Genomic DNA, 15,138 nt, shown 5'->3' on the forward strand with positions numbered 1-15,138 from the left:
CGTGCCGCCGCCCTCCCGCGAACGGACCGCGATTCGGCCCGTCTTCCACTCCATGCCAGCCACGCTCGGACGGTACGCGTTCGCCCTCGCTCCCCTCGCAGCCGCGGCGCTGTGGGGCGGGATGTACGTCGTCAGCAAGTGGGGGTTCACGCTGGTCCCGCCGGTGACGCTCGGCTTCCTCCGGGTCGCGCTCGGAGCCGGAGCGCTCTGGCTCGTCGTCGCCGGCCGCGGCGGTCCCGGACCGGCGCGCGAGGAGTGGCGGACGTTCGCGGCGCTCGGCGGCTGGGTGACGCTGACGGTCGCCACCCAGTTCGTCGGCACCGAGCTGACGAACGCCAGTCAGGGATCGCTGCTGACGGTGTTGACGCCCGTGTTCACCGTCGCGTTGGGCGCGCTCGTGCTCGGCGAGCGGGTCACGGCGACGAAGGCCGCCGGGATGGCCGTCGCGGGGATCGGCACCGCGGTCGTCATCGCGGGGCAGTACGAGATCGCGTCTATCGCCGCCGGCAACCTCGTCGGCGTAGCGCTCCTGCTCGTCGGGAGCGCGGGGTGGGCCGGCTACACCGTCTGGGGGCTCCGCGCGGTCAGGCGCCACGGGGCGCTCCGCGCGGCGACGTACTCGTCGCTGGCGAGCGTCCCGATGCTGGGTGTCGCCGCCGCCGTCGAGCTGTGGTACGTCGGGCTCTCGCCGGCCGACCTCCCGGTGACCCTCGAGTCGGCCGGCGCCGTGTTGTACCTCGGGCTCGCGTCGACGGCGGCGGCGTGGTTCCTCTGGTACAAAGGCCTGGAGTACGTCTCCGCGGGGACCGTCGCCGTCTTCTTCTTCGCGCAGCCCGCCGTCGGGGCAGCGTTCGGTGCCGCGCTGCTGGGGGAGGCGCTCGGGTCGGGCTTCCTCGCGGGCGGCGCCCTGATGGCCGTCGGCATCTGGATCGTGAGCCGAGAGCGCGCCGCATCCCCCGACGATTCGCCGGAGCCGGCCGCGGGAGAAGCCTGAGAGGCCGGCGGGTCCGCGGTCCCGCTACGTCGTCCGCTTCTCCAGTTCCCCTTTCAGCTCCGCGGCCTCGAAGTCGTGGTCCGGGCGGATCGCGACGAAGTCGAGGAACCGCCGGGCCGCGAGCAGCTCGGCGGCGGAGTAGCTCTCCAGCGCGGCGTCGATCGCGTCCGGCGCGCCGATGAGGGGTTCCAGCGCGGCGAGCGCGCTCGCGAGGTCGTACGACCGCGCCGACTCGCGGCCCTCTTCGCTCACGCTCGTCGCGTCGATGACGTACAGGTCGCCGTCGCGCACGAGGACGTTCTCCGCCCGGAGGTCGCCGTGTGCGAGCCCGGCGTCGTGGATCGTCCGGAGGGTCTCGAACAGCGCGGGCGCCAGCTCCCCGACGGCCCCCCGGTCGAGCTCGTCGAGCGTCCGAAACTCGGGGAGGTACTCCAACACGACGACGCCGAGGTCGCCGACCTCCAGCGCCTCGACCGGCTCCGGGGCGTTGACGCCGAGCTCGCGGACCTTCCGCGTCGCCTCCAGCTCGTGACGGGCCATCTCGTAGGGGGTCTCGTAGCGCTCGAAGAAGCCCTCCGTGCCGGCGGAGACGGCGCCGAGGTTGCGCCCGGTGGTGAACAGCGTGTGGACGAGCGTGTTCTGCCTCGTGATCACCTTCACGAACAGGTCGTCGTCGAGGACCATCGGCGTCGACAGCCAGTTGTCCGCGTCGAGGAAGCGCACCCGCATCTCGTCGCGGTCGTACCGGTCCGCCAGCTCTCGGACGACCCGCTCGATGTCGGGCCAGTCCACGCGACCGCGCACGAGCCGGCGGAGCTCCATGTGGGAACCGAACGCGGCGCCGACGCTTAAATGGCGTCCTCGGTGAACGGCCAGAGCGCCGTTCGGCCGGTGCGCGTGCCGAGACGGCCGCCAAACATTCACGAACGTTCGCATCGTTTATGTCGAGCGGTCGCAATTCTTGCCCATGGACTTCGAGCTACCCGCGGAACACCGGATGATACGCGACACCGTCCGGGAGTTCTGCGAGGAGGAGATCCGGCCGATCGCCCAGGAGATCGAGGACGAACACCGGTTCCCCGACGAGGTGTTCGCCGAGCTGAACGCCCTCGATATGATGGGCGTCCCGGTGAGCGAGGAGTACGGCGGGCTCGGCGGCGATCAGCTCATGTACGCCCTCGTCACCGAGGAACTGGGCCGCGTCTCCGGCGGGATCGGGCTCTCGTACGCCGCCCACACCTCACTGGGCGCGAAGCCTATCGAGCTGTTCGGGACGCCCGAACAGAAGGAGGAGTGGCTCCGCCCGCTCGCCGAGGGCGGCGGGATCGGCGCGTGGGCGCTCACCGAGCCCGGCAGCGGCTCCGACGCCTCCGACATGGACACGACCGCCGAGTTCGACGCCGACGCGGGCGAGTACGTGCTGAACGGGACGAAGCAGTTCATCACGAACGCCAACGTCGCCAACAGCGTGCTGGTGAAGGCCGTCACCGACCCCGGCGCGGGGTACGACGGCATCTCGACGTTCATCGTCGACCCGGAGAACGACGACGGGTTCGAGGTCACGACCGTCTGGGACAAGATGGGACTCAACTCCTCGCCGACCTGCGAGATCCAGTTGGACGACGTCCGGATCCCCGAGGACCGGCTGCTCGGCGAGGAGGGCGACGGGTGGACGCAGACGATGAAGACGCTCGACGGCGGGCGGATCTCCATCGCGGCGCTGTCGGTCGGGCTCGCGCAGGGCGCCTACGAGGCCGCCAAGGAGTACGCCGGCGAGCGCGAGCAGTTCGGCAAGCCGATCGCGAAGTTCGACGCGATCCGCGACAAGGTGGTCCACATGCACCGGCAGACCGAGCGTGCGCGGCTGCTCACGCACAAGGCCGCGACGACGTACGACGCCGGCGAGTCGGTGACGCGTGAGTCGGCGCTGGCGAAGCTCGACGCCAGCGAGGCCGCCCGCGAGGTCGCCGAGGAGGCGGTCCAGACGCTCGGCGGCTACGGCTACACGACCGACTTCGCTCCCCAGCGGTTCTACCGCGACGCGAAGCTGATGGAGATCGGCGAGGGGACCAGCGAGATACAGCACGTCGTGCTCGGCCGGGAGCTGGGGCTCTGACTCACGGACTCACGCGATAACTCGCAGACTCACTTCCGCGCGACGATCCGGAGCACGTCCTCGTCCGCCAGCTCGTGGCCCTTGCCGACCTGCTGGTCGTCGTGTTTCGCGCTCTGACCGGACACGCGCGCGAACTTGAACCGCTCGTCGAACTCGCCGCCGATCTTCTCGCAGGCGTCGCCGACCGTGTCGCCCTCGAATAAGACCAGCGGCTCCTCGTAGTCGACGCCGCGGCCGGGCTTGTCCATATAAATGCGGATGAGGCCGAGTTCCTCCCAGAGCCGGTCTTTGAGCCCGTCGAGTCCGAGCTCCTTCTCCGCGGAGATGAAGAGGACGTCGTCGGGGTCGAGGTCGCGTTCGCGGAGTTCCTCTTTGACCGTCGGGAGGTAGCTCTTGTCGATGAGGTCGGCCTTGTTCACCGTCACCATCGACGGGAGGTACTCCCGGTTGTCCATGACCGCGTCGACGAGCTCGTCGATCGTGAGGTCGTGGGGGATCGTCACCTTGGCGTTGACGTAGCCGTACTCGCGGAGCACCTGCTTGACCGTCCCCTCGTCGAGGCTCACGTCGTCGCTCATCGTCACCCCGATCCCGTCCTTGTGGGTCTTCCGGATGTTGATGTTCGGCGGCTCCGTGTCGAGCCGGATGTTGGTCTCGTATAACTCCTCGCGGAGGCGGTCGTACTGCTCGATCTCGAACACGGAGAGCATGAACACGACCAGGTCCGCGGTCCGGACGACCGAGAGGACCTCCTTCCCGCCCCCGCGACCGCCCGCGGCGCCCTCGATCAGGCCCGGCACGTCGAGGATCTGGATGTTCGCGCCGCGATACTTCAGCATGCCGGGGTTGACGTCGAGCGTCGTGAACTCGTAGGAGCCGACCTCGCTGTCGGCGTTGGTGAGGGCGTTGATGAGGGTGGACTTCCCCACGCTCGGGAACCCGACCAGCGCGACCGTGGCGTCGCCGTGCTTCTCGACCGCGTAGCCGTGACCGCCGCCGGCGGAGGACTGGTTCTCCAGCTTCTCTTTTTTCTCCGCGAGCTTCGCCTTCAGGCGCCCGATGTGGGCCTCCGTGGCCTTGTTGTAGGGCGTGTTGGCGATCTCCTCGCGGAGGTCCTCAATCTCCTCTTCCAGTCCCATTAGCGTACAGTCGGCCGTTCGGCTCGTTAAAGGTGTTCCTTCGGGCCGCCGGGCGGTCCGTCCGCGGTTCCGACGCCCCGGCGGACCGTGCGAATCTCCACCATCGTGTTGACGATTCGACACGGTTATATCCGCGACGCACGATCCGTCTGCACGTCGAATGCCCGATCCGTCGAGCCTCCGTGACAGCACCCAGATCGTCCTCCCGTGTCACGCCCTCGAGGGCATCGGAGAGCGGCTCCGGGACCGGTTCACCGTGACCGTCGTCGAGGCCGACGGCTACTACCGAATCATCGGCAGCCCCGTCGAGATCAAGGCCGCAAGCGACTTCCTCGCCCGGAACGGCGTCGCGGTCGCGTAGCGAATTTTTTTTTAATCGCTGAGCTTCCCCCGCGATCGGCGCGAGACGGCCGGAGAGCCTGCGGTCGGCGCGAGCCGGTCTGCAGAAAAGAGACGCGGAACCGGTCTCAGCCGACGACGCCGACGAGGAGCTGGACCGCGATGAGAACGAGGAAGACGAGTCCCGCGGCGAACGAGCCGGCCGCGACGCCGTGCGCGTTGCCCAGCCCGCGCCCGCGGGCGCCGAAGTACGCACCGAGGAAGACGAACCCGGTCACCAGCAGTCCGACAGCGGCGTAGGCGACGCCGAGGAGGCTACCGGAGAGCCCCTCCGGCAGTCCGAAGTCGCCGACCGCGAGCAACGCGACGCCGCCGATGCCGACCGCGATGACGATGAACGCGACGGCCCAGACGACCGGTTTCCGAACGATGTCGGCGAGCGCACCGACGACCGCGGCGTATCTGTCGGGCGATTCGTCCGTTCCGGGCGCCGTTCGCTGCGCGCCGACCTGCGCGACGGCGAGGAAGGTGGCCGCGGCGAGCAGCCCCATTAGTGCCGTGCTCAAGAGCGAGAGTGTGACCATGGTGAGTTTCGTTATTAGCCGGTCCGTTCGCGTGTACAAATAGCCTTCGTATACTCGTCCGGTTCGGCTCCCGATTCGCGTCCGATCCGGTTCAAAGACACGTCCGATCCGGTGCGGTTCGGTGGACGGTCGACCCCGCGCCCGCGGCGTCGCAGACGCGTCTCACGCGGTGGCTCGGACCGGCGCTTCTGGTCTCGCTACACAAGAGCTAAGTGTACCATCGCCAAGGGAGGAACAAGAGCAGAGAGACGAACATGATAGATCCAATTATCCTGCAACAGGGGAGCGACTGGCGCGCGCAGGCGGAGGTCTTCGACGAGATCTTCTTCGTCTTCCTCGCGCTCGGTACGCTCGTTGGTACGATAGTCGTCGCGTACACGCTGTGGAACGTGTACAAGTACCGCGACGACGGGGGCGAACCGAGAAAGGACTTCGACGCGCCGACCGTCGGCGAGCTCCCGACGGGACAGGGCGGTCCGAAAGCAAAGAAGCTCTTCCTGTCGTTCGGTCTGAGCGCGATCGTCGTCATTAGTCTCGTCGTGTACGCGTACGGAATTCTCCTCTACGTCGAGGAGGGTCCCGACACGGGCGACGAGGGCGACATCGAGATCCTCGTCGAGGGGTACCAGTTCGGCTGGGAGTACGAGTACCCGAACGGCCACACCACGACGGGAGAGATGATCGTGCCGGCCGACCAGCGGATCGACATCGAGGTGACCTCACGCGACGTGTGGCACAACTTCGGCTCGTCGGAGTTACGGATAAAATCCGACGCCATCCCCGGAGAGTCCAACAGTAACTGGTTCTCCGTGAGTTCCGAAGAGGTCGAGGCGCAGGGCGGCGAGGCGACGTTCAGGGTCGAGTGCTTCGAGCTGTGCGGCTCCGGACACTCGGCGATGAAAGGCCAGATCACGGTCATCCCGCAGGACGAGTGGGAGGAGTGGTACGAGAACACGGAGGGTGAGTCCGGCAACTCCTCCAGCGCGAGCATCGACGCCGCCGCCGTCGGAGGTGTCCCCGCATGAGCGAGCTCCCGCCGACGACGTCCGTCAAGCGCTGGCTCGTCACGACCAACCACAAGGACATCGGAATCTTATACACGATCACGGCGCTGTTCTTCCTGCTGTTCGGCGGCGTGCTCGCGCTGCTGATCCGCGTCCAGCTCTGGGACCCCGCGAACCAGGTGCTCTCCGGGCTCGCGTACAACGAGGCGGTCACGGCCCACGGGCTGATAATGGTGTTCTGGTTCCTCTCGCCGTTCGGCTTCGGGTTCGCGAACTACTTCGTTCCGCTCCAGATCGGCGCCGACGACCTCGCGTTCCCGCGGCTGAACGCGCTCTCGTACTGGATGTACCTGTTCTCCGGCGTGCTGCTGGGGATCAGCTTCTTCCAGGGCGGTACGCTGAGCGCGGGGTGGACGATGTACGCCCCGCTCAACGTCCCGATGTACACGCCGAGCATCGGGTCGACCGGGGCGGTGCTCGCCTTGGCGATGTTCACGATCGGTATCACGGCGTCGACGGTGAACTTCCTCACGTCGATCCACCACTCCCGGGCCGAGGGGATGGGGATCATGGACATGCCGATGTTCACCTGGGGAATCCTCGCAACCGTGTGGATGATGCTGTTCGCGTTCGCGGCGCTGCTCGCCGTCGGGCTCATCCTCGCCTCCGACCGCGTGCTCGGCTCGGTGTACTTCTCCGCGACCGAGGGCGGCTCCCTCCTGTGGGGGCACCTGTTCTGGTTCTTCGGTCACCCGGAGGTGTACATCGTCTTCTTCCCGGCGTTGGGGGTCATGCTGGAGCTGTTCCAGACGTTCTCCGGGCGCCGGCTCGTCGGCCGGAAGTGGGTCATCATCGCCATCTGTCTCATCTCCGTCCAGTCGTTCCTCGTGTGGATGCACCACATGTTCCTCACGACGATCAACCTGGAGATCAAGACGCTGATGATGGCGACGACCATCGGTATCTCGCTCCCCTTCGACCTGGTCGTCTTCTCGCTGATCTACACGCTGATCAAGGGACGGATCCAGTTCACGACGCCGTTCCTCTTCGCGTTCGGCGCGCTGCTACTCTTCATCCTCGGCGGCATCACCGGGGTGTTCCTCGGCGCCATCGTCCTCGACTACGAGTTCCGCGGCACCTACTGGGTGGTCGCGCACTTCCACTACGTGATGTTCGGGGGCGCGACGGCGCTGTTCGGCGGCGCCTACTACTGGTTCCCGAAGGTGACCGGGAAGATGTACAACGAGCTGCTGGGGAAGCTCCACTTCGTGATCTTCTTCGTCAGCTTCAACATGGTGTACTTCTCCATGTTCCTCGGCTGGGAGACCCCGCGTCGCGTCTTCGAGTACAACCCCGAGTTCCAGACCTTCCACCAGATCGGGACGATCGGGGCGTTCATCCTCGGGTTCTCCTTCTTCATCATGTTCTACAACTTCGCGAAGTCGTACGTCTCCGGACCGGAGGCGGGCGATAATCCGTGGGACTACTCGCGGACCGCCGAGTGGGCCGTCTCCTCGCCGCCGCCGCTCGAGAACTGGCCGAACCGCCCATCGTACGCGTCCGGCAAGCTCGAGTTCGTGAAAGACTACGTTCCCGACGGCGGTCCGGCGGTGAAGACCGACGGCGACGGGAACGCCGCGACCGACGGCGGCGACACGCACTCCGACCACATCAAGGAGTACCCGTACTGGGACAAACACCCGAGCCACGCGAGCATCTGGCCGTTCGCCCTCTCGTTGATGACCGGGTTCTTCCTGTTCGGGCTCTCCGGGTTCGCCGACTCGGTCACGTTCATCGTGGGCGAGTCGCTCGCGTCGACGAGCGTCGAGATCTCGAACGTGATGTACCCGGTGTTCATCGTCGTCGGACTCGTCGGGCTGATCGCGAGCGGCGTGAAGTGGGGGTTAGAGGACTTCTACGCACCGCCCAGTGAGTTCGCCGAGCGGTGGCCGTTCAACGGCGTCGAGAAGGTGAAGCTGGGGATGTGGTTCTTCCTGGCGTCCGACGTGATTGTCTTCGGCGCGTTCCTCTCGGCGGCCATCTTCGTCCGGTACAACGCCGGGTGGATGACGTGGGAGCCGCTGACGGAGTCGCTCCCCGGCCTCATCAACACGTTCGTGCTGATCACCTCCTCGTTCACCGTGATCTTGGCGCTCGTCGCCGCCCACCGGAAGAGCCGGCAGGGGCTGCTGGCCTCGCTTGGGGCGACGATTCTGCTCTCGCTCACGTTCCTCAGCATCAAGATGTGGGAGTGGCACCACGAGGTGTTCGACCGCGGCGTGATGATCGGCTCGAACGCCCACGGAGATCCGGTTCAGGCGTCGATCTACTACGTCACCACGGGGCTCCACGGGCTCCACGTCGTCATCGGGCTCCTGATCGCCTGCTACCTGTTCGTCCGGGCGTACCAGGGGCACTACCTGGAGGACGAGCGGCCGGTGGAGTACTTCGGCCTCTACTGGCACTTCGTCGACATCGTCTGGGTGTTCATCTTCCCGCTGTTCTACCTCTTCTGAGGCGGCGTTCGCCGCCGCATTCGGTTTTTGTCGGGTTCTTTTGTATTTTGGCCGCGTCCCGTTAGCCCCCGCGCCGCTCTCCCGTGTCCTCACTCGTCGACCGGCTCGGCGCACCACTGACAGAAATCGAACGCCGGGTCGGTCTCGCGGCCGCAGTGCGGACACGACACCGCCTCGACGTCGCCCCCGTCGTCGACCGTCGACCGGTCGGAGCGATCGGTCAGCGTCTCGGTGTCCGTCCGGCCTGTCGACGCTCCCGGGTCCGTCTGTCCCGTCGACGCTCCCGTGTCCGCCCGCTCCGGCGCGGTTCCGGAGGTCACTCGCTCCGAGGTCGCTCCCGCCTTCGTCCGCTTGTCGCGTTCGTACTCGCGGTTGTTGCGGCGCGCGAGGACGTACGCGTCGATCACGCTGGCGGCGACGACGAGCACGGCCGGGGCGATATCGGCGATCGGCGGCGGGTCGCCGGCGACGAGCCGATCCACCGCCGCGTCGGGAACGACGAGGACGAGCGTCGCGGTGACCGCGACGTACCAGCCGAACGCACGCGCCCAGCGGCGGAGGTACGCGTGTCCGAGCCCGGAGACGACGAGCGCCAACAGCACGGCGAGCCACGGTCGACGGCGACTGCGGTCTGTCATGGCGCGAGCTACGGACCCCGGGACCGTGTAACTGCCCCTCGCTCGGAGCGTTTATGAGGCCGAGACGCTGAGTCGTGGTATGCTCGGTATCCCGGCCGGCGACTTTCTCGTCGGGATCGGATTCGCGGTGGTGGGGGTCGGAACGTGGGTCCTCGGCCTCGGGATCGCGTACCTCCTCTACAAGCGGTGGCGCGGCGACGGACCGCGCGCCGACGACTGAGGGGCGGAGATCCGATCCTCCCGCCGACTCGCCTGTCCCGGTCCGCTTCGGTCACGCTTTTGAGGGCGCTGGCCCGAGGATCGGTATGACCGACACGGCGCTCGTTATCGGCGGCACGCGGTTCATCGGGAGACACACCGTCTCCGATCTGCTCGCGAACGGCTACGACGTGACGATGCTGAACCGCGGGACTCACGAGAACCCCTTCGCGGACGACGACCGCGTGACGCACGTCGAGGGCGACCGGACGAACGAGCGCGACCTCCGAACGGCGAAGCTCTCGGCGGAGCCAGATGTCGTGATCGACTGCGTCGCCTACCATCCGGCCGACGTCGAGGCCGCGGTCGACGTGTTCGCCGACGTCGACGGCTACGTGTACGTCTCGTCGGGGTCGAGCTACGCCGAAGAGGAGATCCCGAAGCGCGAGTGGGAGACGCCGCTCCAGCCGTGTACGCCCGAACAGGCGACCGACGAGAGCATGGAGACGTACGGCAACCGGAAGGCCGAGGGCGACCGGGTCGTGTTCGACGCCGCCGAGAACGGGGTCAACGCGACTGCGGTCCGCCCGTGTATCGTCTACGGCCCGTACGACTACACGGAACGGCTCGACTACTGGATCGACCGCGTGCTCTCGCACGACCGCGTCGTCGTCCCCGGGGACGGCCAGAACCTCTGGCACCGCGCGTACGTCGAAGACGTCGCGAGCGCGCTCCGGATCGTCGCCGAGCGCGGCGAGTCCGGGGCCGCCTACAACGTCGGCGACCGCCGGGCGCTCACCCTCGAGGAGACGGTGACGACGATCGCCGAGGTCGCCGGTACCGACTGCGAGGTCGTGCCCGCGAGCGCCGACGCCCTCGCGGCCGGCGGGCTCGAACCCGACGAGTTCGCGCTCTACCGCGAGTACCCGCACCTGCTCGACACGTGCGCGCTCGCCGATCTCGGCTGGGAGTCGACCCCGATCGAGGAGGCGATGGCCCGGACCGTCGCCGAGCACCGAGAGGCCGAGCGCGACGGGAGCGAGTGGGACCCCGGCCGCGAGGCGGAGGAGCGGGTGCTCGGCGTGAAAGACACCCTATAAATCGGCTCGGCGACTGAGCGTCTGGCTCAGTAGGCGGCGTCCCACCGCGACGGCTTCCGCCGGTTACCGCAGTCGGTGCACTCCATGCGGTCCATCGTGTCGATGGCGATGTCGGTCCCCTCGCAGTTCCCGCAGAAGTAGCCGTACCGCTGCTCCCGGTCGGGGTCGGCGTAGGCGACGTAGAAGGGGCCCTTAGAGCCCCGCTCGTTCTCGTCGAAGGCGACGTAGACGGTGTCGCCGGCGTCCGTCTCGACGACGCCCTCGGAGATCCCGGTCAGCCGGCTGACCTGCTTGCGGTACTCCCGCTCGTCGAACGTCTCCCCGCCGATCTCCACGGCACGCTCGCCGACGAGCTCGTACCCCTCGGCCTCGTAAAAGGCGGTGCCGGCCTCGTTGGCGACGAGGACCCGCGCCTCGATGCGGTCGACGTCCGCGTCGCTGAGCTCCGCCTCGACGCGCTCGAGGAGCGCGGAGCCGATCCCGGACTCGCGGTGGTCCGGGTGGACGTGCACCCAGTCGATCTCGCCGACCCGCTCCCGGCGCCCGACCACGTAGCTCTCGGCGAACCCGACCACGTCGTCGTCCACGACGGCGACGGGGCAGACGGTGCTCTCGTCGTCGATGTCCGCGACGAGGTCGTCGGAGTCGTACCACTTGTCGACCGCCTCGGCGAGCAGCGCCTCCTCGACGGCGTGGTCGTACGAGGCGAGCAGCGACTCGCGGGCGACTTCGCGGATCGCGTCGACGTCGGCTGCGGTGGCGTCGCGGAGTTCCATACGATACCCTTCACACACGACTACAAAAAACACGCCCGAACGTGTCAGAACTGCCGCACTCGATTCGGGCGAAACTCGGAGACCGGGAGGAGCGGGCGACGGCGCTACGAGATGGAGTACGTCGCCGCGGCCATCAGCAGCATGGTCAGCGCGAGCGCGAGCGCCATCACGTAGGTCAGCGAGCGGTTCTCCCACCGGAGGTGCTGGAAGTAGGCGACGATGAGCAGCGTCTTGACCGTCGCTATCAGCAGCGTTCCGCCGAGCGCCTGGGCGTACGTGAAGTCGAGGAACGCGGCCTCGAAGAGAACGAAGTTCAGCGTCGCCGCGACCAGGAGCGCGACGTATATCGCTGTGTACAGTTTGAGCGAGTCGTCCGACATTTCTTGGCCTCACCTTCGTCCGTGTGCTTAAAGAATTAACCATCCGGCCCCCGTTCCGGCGCGTGCTCGCGGCCCGTGCGACGTCCGCTCGCGGTCCGCGGGACCCCGAAACGCCTATGTCTTCGACGCGCGGACGTGACTCCGACACCAACGAGGCACCACCGTGGATCCGCTCGAACCGACGGACGACCTGCTCGAATCGCTGTACGTCGTCAACAAGGTCGCGAAGCAGTTCGCCGACGAGGCGACCGCCGCCTACGACCGCGGCGACGTCACCGAGAGCAACGTCCGTTCCGCGCGAAAAGACGCCCTCTACCGGACGAAAACGGCGGTCCTGTCGCGGATCGTCGCCCACGAGGACTCGGCCGTCACAGGGGAGTACCACGCCATCAACGGCGACGTCTGGCTGTTCCTCACGGTCGGCGACTGGCGGTTCCACCAGCCGCCGCGCGCCATCGGCGGGGACCTCGCCGACGAGGTCGCGGTCGCGAACGACCCCGGGGAGCCGATCGACGCCCCCTACGAGCGCGACCCGTCGGTCGAGCGCTCGGATCGATCGCTCGAAGACGCCCTCATCGGGCTGGCCGAGGCGGGCGTCAACGCGAACGACCACCTCGCGCGACCGACCGTGACGAGCGAGCACGACCGCATCGTGGACGTGCGCTGGTCGTACCTCCCCTGAGTTGCGTCTCGACTCTCGAGGGCTAAGCTAGTGGCACAGGTCCCGACGCGTCCGTAAAAGTCGAACCCCGCGACGGGAGCGACCCGGACTTAGCTCTCGACGACCTCGATGGCGCCGAGCATCCCGTTGGCCTCGTGCGGCGTACACCGGTAGAGCTGGATCCCGGTGTTGTCGAACGACTGCTCGAAGGTCGAGCCCTCTTCGCTGACGGCGTTACCGCTGCTGAAGTCGGACTCGGACCCCTCCACGGATTCGACGTTGTGGGCGCCGCCCTTGCCGGTCCACTCCCAGACGACGGTCGTGCTGGAGTCGATCCGGATCGCCGGGGGGTCGAACGCGAAGCCGACCTCTCCGGCGCCGACCGAGACGGTGACCTCGTCCTGCCCGGTGTAGTCGGCGATGGTCCCCTCGTACAGCCGGGCTTCCGCGAGGTGGTCGTCGATCGCGCTCGGGACGTCGTCTTCCATGGGGACGTCGTTGCCGTCGCCGCCGTCCCCTCCGCCGCCGGAACAGCCGGCGAGCGTTCCGAGGGCCAGCGCGGCCCCGGTTCCAGCGACGTACCGCCGTCTACTCAGTCTATCAGACATCGTCGAACGTAGGGGTTCGAGCCTTACAAACCCCTTGACGAAATCCGGATCGCCGGAACCGTCGAAGGGTCCGAGCGGGGGTCGGGGGCGCCGATCGGCGCCCCGCCGTCGGCGGCTTTATTCGCCGTCGGCGCCGTGGTCCGAATCGATGCGGGAGGACGAGCTGGCGACGCGCGTCGTCGACCACTACGCCGCCGCCCACGACGACCCGGAGATCCGGCTGGAAGAGCCGTACGACGCCGACGGGCGTCGCGGGGTCGTCGACGCGTACGTCCGGCTGCGGACGCCCGAGCGCGTCGATCACGTGATCGAGCTCAAGGCCGACGCCGCCGTGCGCCGAGCCACCGGGGCGAACGAGATCCTGCGCCAGTACCGGCGCATGGAGCGGTACTTTCACGGCGACGAACGTCACGCGCTCCGGCCGAAGCTGGGTCGCACCGAGCCGGGCGCGCGATTCCTGCTGCTGTTCGCGCCCACGCCGACCTGCGTGCACCACGTGGCGACCCACCGGTCGCTGTACGGCTCCGTCGACGTCGCGGCCCGCGTCGACGACGTTCCGGCCGTCCGCACCGTCGCGTTCCTCACCGGGCTCGACGGCGACCCCGCGGACCTCGGAATGGTGTCGGTGAACGGCGACGCGCAGTTCGGCTCCGAGGCGTTCCTGAATGCGGTACCCCCTGACTCCAAGCTCGCCGAGAGTCTCCGCGGCGTCGACGACGACCTCGTGGAGTTTCCGTAGGGGGTCAGCGGGCGTCGACCGGGAGGTCGGCAAATAATGACCGGGGCGCGGGCGACCGAAAGGCGCTTTTCGTCCCGCCGCGACCCTCGACTATGATCACGGTCGCGTTGGCGGGAAAGCCGAACGCCGGGAAGTCCACCTTCTACACGGCCGCGACGATGGCCGACGTCGACGTCGCGAACTACCCGTTCACGACGATCGACGCGAACCGCGGGGTCACCCACGTCCGCACGGAGTGCCCCTGTCTCGACCGCGAGGAGCGGTGCGGTTCGGAGAACTGTCGCGGCGGGAAGCGGTACGTCCCGGTTGAGCTCCTCGACGTGGCTGGGCTCGTGCCGGGTGCCCACGAGGGGAAGGGGCTCGGCAACCAGTTCCTCGACGAGCTGACGAACGCGGACGTCGTCTTGAACGTCGTGGACGCCTCGGGCGCGACGAACGCGGAGGGCGAACCGGTCGAGGTCGGCTCGCACGACCCGCTCGACGACGTGGACTTCGTCGAGGAGGAGATGGACCTGTGGCTCGCGGGCATCGTCGACGACAACTGGGAGAGCGTCGAGCGGAAGTCGCGGTCGCCCGACTTCGACCTGGAGGCGTCTATCACGGACCTGCTGACCGGGTTCGGCGCGACCGAGCGCGACGTGACGGCGGTCCTCCGCGGGCTGGAGTACCCCGACGATCCGAAGGCGTGGACCGGCGACGACCGCGAGGCGCTCGCGCGGGCGATACGCCGCCGCACCAAGCCGATCGTCGTCGTCGCGAACAAGGTCGACGCCGCGCCCGAGGGCGCGCTCGACCGGATCCGCGAGGGGACGGACAAGCCGGTGATCCCGGCGACCGCCGACGGCGAGCTCGGTCTGCGCCGGGCCGCGGAGGCCGGCGTCGTCGACTACGACCCGGGCGACGGCGACTTCGAGATCCTCGGCGACGTCTCCGAGGAGCAGCGCAGGGGGCTCGACGCGATCCGCGACGCGATGACCGAACACGGCGGAACGGGCGTCCAGACCGCGCTGAACGCCGCCGTCTACGACCTGCTCGACCGTATCACCGTCTACCCGGTACAGGACGCCTCGAAGTGGACCGATGGGACGGGCAACGTCCTCCCGGACGCGTTCCTCCTCCCGTCGGGGGCGACGCCGCCGGACCTCGCGTACGCGGTCCACACCGACATCGGCGAGGGGTACCTCCACGCGGTCGACGCCCGCTCCTCGCGGCGGATCGGCGAGGGACACGAGCTGAGCGAGGGCGACGTGGTGAAGATCGTCTCGACCGCGGGGCCCTGAGGGCGTCCGGGGGCAAGGATGTCGGACCCGGTAGCGACGGGACCCGAGCGTGAGACCGACAGGCAC

Annotated in this window: 17 protein-coding genes; 10 read left to right on the forward strand and 7 right to left on the reverse strand. The window is 68.0% G+C overall.

What is annotated here, in order from left to right; all coding sequences use genetic code 11:
- Window positions 1-52 precede the first annotated feature (52 nt).
- Window positions 53-994, forward strand: coding sequence for a DMT family transporter (locus B4V06_RS06785; RefSeq protein ID WP_498168561.1), 942 nt, complete (start codon window positions 53-55; stop codon window positions 992-994).
- A 24-nt stretch (window positions 995-1,018) separates the two neighbouring features.
- Here the strand turns inward: B4V06_RS06785 and B4V06_RS06790 are convergent, their stop codons facing one another.
- Entirely contained in the window at window positions 1,019-1,816 is a 798-nt protein-coding gene (locus B4V06_RS06790; RefSeq protein ID WP_123114731.1) for an RIO1 family regulatory kinase/ATPase domain-containing protein, read from the reverse strand.
- 145 nt (window positions 1,817-1,961) lie between these two features.
- On the opposite strand from B4V06_RS06790, the gene B4V06_RS06795 reads away from it, so the two are divergent.
- Complete coding sequence (locus B4V06_RS06795; RefSeq protein WP_123114732.1) at window positions 1,962-3,110, forward strand: acyl-CoA dehydrogenase family protein; 1,149 nt, start codon at window positions 1,962-1,964, stop codon at window positions 3,108-3,110.
- A gap of 29 nt (window positions 3,111-3,139) precedes the next feature.
- Here the strand turns inward: B4V06_RS06795 and B4V06_RS06800 are convergent, their stop codons facing one another.
- The gene (locus tag B4V06_RS06800) at window positions 3,140-4,249 is read right to left on the reverse strand and encodes an OBG GTPase family GTP-binding protein (RefSeq protein ID WP_123114733.1); all 1,110 of its coding nucleotides are present in this window, start codon (window positions 4,247-4,249) and stop codon (window positions 3,140-3,142) included.
- Window positions 4,250-4,409: 160 nt separating this feature from the next.
- On the opposite strand from B4V06_RS06800, the gene B4V06_RS06805 reads away from it, so the two are divergent.
- Window positions 4,410-4,610, forward strand: coding sequence for a VNG_1110C family protein (locus B4V06_RS06805; RefSeq protein ID WP_123114734.1), 201 nt, complete (start codon window positions 4,410-4,412; stop codon window positions 4,608-4,610).
- Window positions 4,611-4,716: 106 nt separating this feature from the next.
- On the opposite strand, the gene B4V06_RS06810 is transcribed toward B4V06_RS06805, so the two are convergent.
- Entirely contained in the window at window positions 4,717-5,172 is a 456-nt protein-coding gene (locus B4V06_RS06810) for a hypothetical protein (RefSeq protein WP_123114735.1), read from the reverse strand.
- 254 nt (window positions 5,173-5,426) lie between these two features.
- Here B4V06_RS06810 and coxB point away from each other — a divergent pair, with 254 nt between their 5' ends.
- Window positions 5,427-6,197 carry a cytochrome c oxidase subunit II gene (gene coxB / locus B4V06_RS06815; protein ID WP_123114736.1) on the forward strand — a complete coding sequence of 257 codons (771 nt, stop codon included), beginning with the start codon at window positions 5,427-5,429 and terminating at the stop codon, window positions 6,195-6,197.
- Window positions 6,194-8,692, forward strand: coding sequence for a cbb3-type cytochrome c oxidase subunit I (locus B4V06_RS06820; protein WP_123114737.1), 2,499 nt, complete (start codon window positions 6,194-6,196; stop codon window positions 8,690-8,692). Before coxB ends, B4V06_RS06820 begins: the two co-directional genes overlap by 4 nt.
- A gap of 89 nt (window positions 8,693-8,781) precedes the next feature.
- Here the strand turns inward: B4V06_RS06820 and B4V06_RS06825 are convergent, their stop codons facing one another.
- Entirely contained in the window at window positions 8,782-9,330 is a 549-nt protein-coding gene (locus B4V06_RS06825; RefSeq protein ID WP_123114738.1) for a zinc ribbon domain-containing protein, read from the reverse strand.
- Between the two features lie 79 nt (window positions 9,331-9,409).
- On the opposite strand from B4V06_RS06825, the gene B4V06_RS06830 reads away from it, so the two are divergent.
- Window positions 9,410-9,550, forward strand: coding sequence for a hypothetical protein (locus tag B4V06_RS06830; protein ID WP_176329310.1), 141 nt, complete (start codon window positions 9,410-9,412; stop codon window positions 9,548-9,550).
- A gap of 85 nt (window positions 9,551-9,635) precedes the next feature.
- Window positions 9,636-10,628: an NAD-dependent epimerase/dehydratase family protein gene (locus B4V06_RS06835; protein WP_498168569.1), complete on the forward strand. Its 993-nt coding sequence runs from the start codon at window positions 9,636-9,638 to the stop codon at window positions 10,626-10,628.
- A 26-nt stretch (window positions 10,629-10,654) separates the two neighbouring features.
- Here B4V06_RS06835 and B4V06_RS06840 read toward each other — a convergent pair whose 3' ends face one another.
- Together B4V06_RS06840 and B4V06_RS06845 are read right to left on the reverse strand one after the other, a co-directional pair.
- Complete coding sequence (locus tag B4V06_RS06840) at window positions 10,655-11,404, reverse strand: GNAT family N-acetyltransferase (RefSeq protein WP_123114740.1); 750 nt, start codon at window positions 11,402-11,404, stop codon at window positions 10,655-10,657.
- A gap of 104 nt (window positions 11,405-11,508) precedes the next feature.
- Complete coding sequence (locus tag B4V06_RS06845) at window positions 11,509-11,784, reverse strand: cytochrome C oxidase subunit IV family protein (RefSeq protein WP_123114741.1); 276 nt, start codon at window positions 11,782-11,784, stop codon at window positions 11,509-11,511.
- 163 nt (window positions 11,785-11,947) lie between these two features.
- On the opposite strand from B4V06_RS06845, the gene B4V06_RS06850 reads away from it, so the two are divergent.
- Window positions 11,948-12,466, forward strand: a complete 519-nt coding sequence (locus B4V06_RS06850; RefSeq protein WP_123114742.1) for a hypothetical protein — start codon at window positions 11,948-11,950, stop codon at window positions 12,464-12,466.
- 89 nt (window positions 12,467-12,555) lie between these two features.
- On the opposite strand, the gene B4V06_RS06855 is transcribed toward B4V06_RS06850, so the two are convergent.
- Window positions 12,556-13,053 carry a halocyanin domain-containing protein gene (locus B4V06_RS06855; protein WP_498168574.1) on the reverse strand — a complete coding sequence of 166 codons (498 nt, stop codon included), beginning with the start codon at window positions 13,051-13,053 and terminating at the stop codon, window positions 12,556-12,558.
- A 148-nt stretch (window positions 13,054-13,201) separates the two neighbouring features.
- On the opposite strand from B4V06_RS06855, the gene B4V06_RS06860 reads away from it, so the two are divergent.
- Window positions 13,202-13,792: a hypothetical protein gene (locus B4V06_RS06860; protein WP_498168577.1), complete on the forward strand. Its 591-nt coding sequence runs from the start codon at window positions 13,202-13,204 to the stop codon at window positions 13,790-13,792.
- Window positions 13,793-13,884: 92 nt separating this feature from the next.
- On the forward strand, window positions 13,885-15,072 hold the full coding sequence (locus tag B4V06_RS06865; RefSeq protein ID WP_498168580.1) for a redox-regulated ATPase YchF: 1,188 nt from the start codon (window positions 13,885-13,887) through the stop codon (window positions 15,070-15,072).
- The last annotated feature ends 66 nt before the right edge of the window (window positions 15,073-15,138 follow it).

This window comes from Halorubrum sp. B53 (assembly GCF_059752395.1).

What these genes read in the sequence shown, in the direction of transcription:
- B4V06_RS06785 (WP_498168561.1), top strand. Translation starts at nt 53, where the DNA reads ATGCCAGCCACGCTCGGACGGTACGCGTTCGCCCTCGCTCCCCTCGCA.
- B4V06_RS06790 (WP_123114731.1), bottom strand. Translation starts at nt 1,816, where the DNA reads ATGGAGCTCCGCCGGCTCGTGCGCGGTCGCGTGGACTGGCCCGACATC.
- B4V06_RS06795 (WP_123114732.1), top strand. Translation starts at nt 1,962, where the DNA reads ATGGACTTCGAGCTACCCGCGGAACACCGGATGATACGCGACACCGTC.
- B4V06_RS06800 (WP_123114733.1), bottom strand. Translation starts at nt 4,249, where the DNA reads ATGGGACTGGAAGAGGAGATTGAGGACCTCCGCGAGGAGATCGCCAAC.
- B4V06_RS06805 (WP_123114734.1), top strand. Translation starts at nt 4,410, where the DNA reads ATGCCCGATCCGTCGAGCCTCCGTGACAGCACCCAGATCGTCCTCCCG.
- B4V06_RS06810 (WP_123114735.1), bottom strand. Translation starts at nt 5,172, where the DNA reads ATGGTCACACTCTCGCTCTTGAGCACGGCACTAATGGGGCTGCTCGCC.
- coxB (WP_123114736.1), top strand. Translation starts at nt 5,427, where the DNA reads ATGATAGATCCAATTATCCTGCAACAGGGGAGCGACTGGCGCGCGCAG.
- B4V06_RS06820 (WP_123114737.1), top strand. Translation starts at nt 6,194, where the DNA reads ATGAGCGAGCTCCCGCCGACGACGTCCGTCAAGCGCTGGCTCGTCACG.
- B4V06_RS06825 (WP_123114738.1), bottom strand. Translation starts at nt 9,330, where the DNA reads ATGACAGACCGCAGTCGCCGTCGACCGTGGCTCGCCGTGCTGTTGGCG.
- B4V06_RS06830 (WP_176329310.1), top strand. Translation starts at nt 9,410, where the DNA reads ATGCTCGGTATCCCGGCCGGCGACTTTCTCGTCGGGATCGGATTCGCG.
- B4V06_RS06835 (WP_498168569.1), top strand. Translation starts at nt 9,636, where the DNA reads ATGACCGACACGGCGCTCGTTATCGGCGGCACGCGGTTCATCGGGAGA.
- B4V06_RS06840 (WP_123114740.1), bottom strand. Translation starts at nt 11,404, where the DNA reads ATGGAACTCCGCGACGCCACCGCAGCCGACGTCGACGCGATCCGCGAA.
- B4V06_RS06845 (WP_123114741.1), bottom strand. Translation starts at nt 11,784, where the DNA reads ATGTCGGACGACTCGCTCAAACTGTACACAGCGATATACGTCGCGCTC.
- B4V06_RS06855 (WP_498168574.1), bottom strand. Translation starts at nt 13,053, where the DNA reads ATGTCTGATAGACTGAGTAGACGGCGGTACGTCGCTGGAACCGGGGCC.
- B4V06_RS06860 (WP_498168577.1), top strand. Translation starts at nt 13,202, where the DNA reads ATGCGGGAGGACGAGCTGGCGACGCGCGTCGTCGACCACTACGCCGCC.
- B4V06_RS06865 (WP_498168580.1), top strand. Translation starts at nt 13,885, where the DNA reads ATGATCACGGTCGCGTTGGCGGGAAAGCCGAACGCCGGGAAGTCCACC.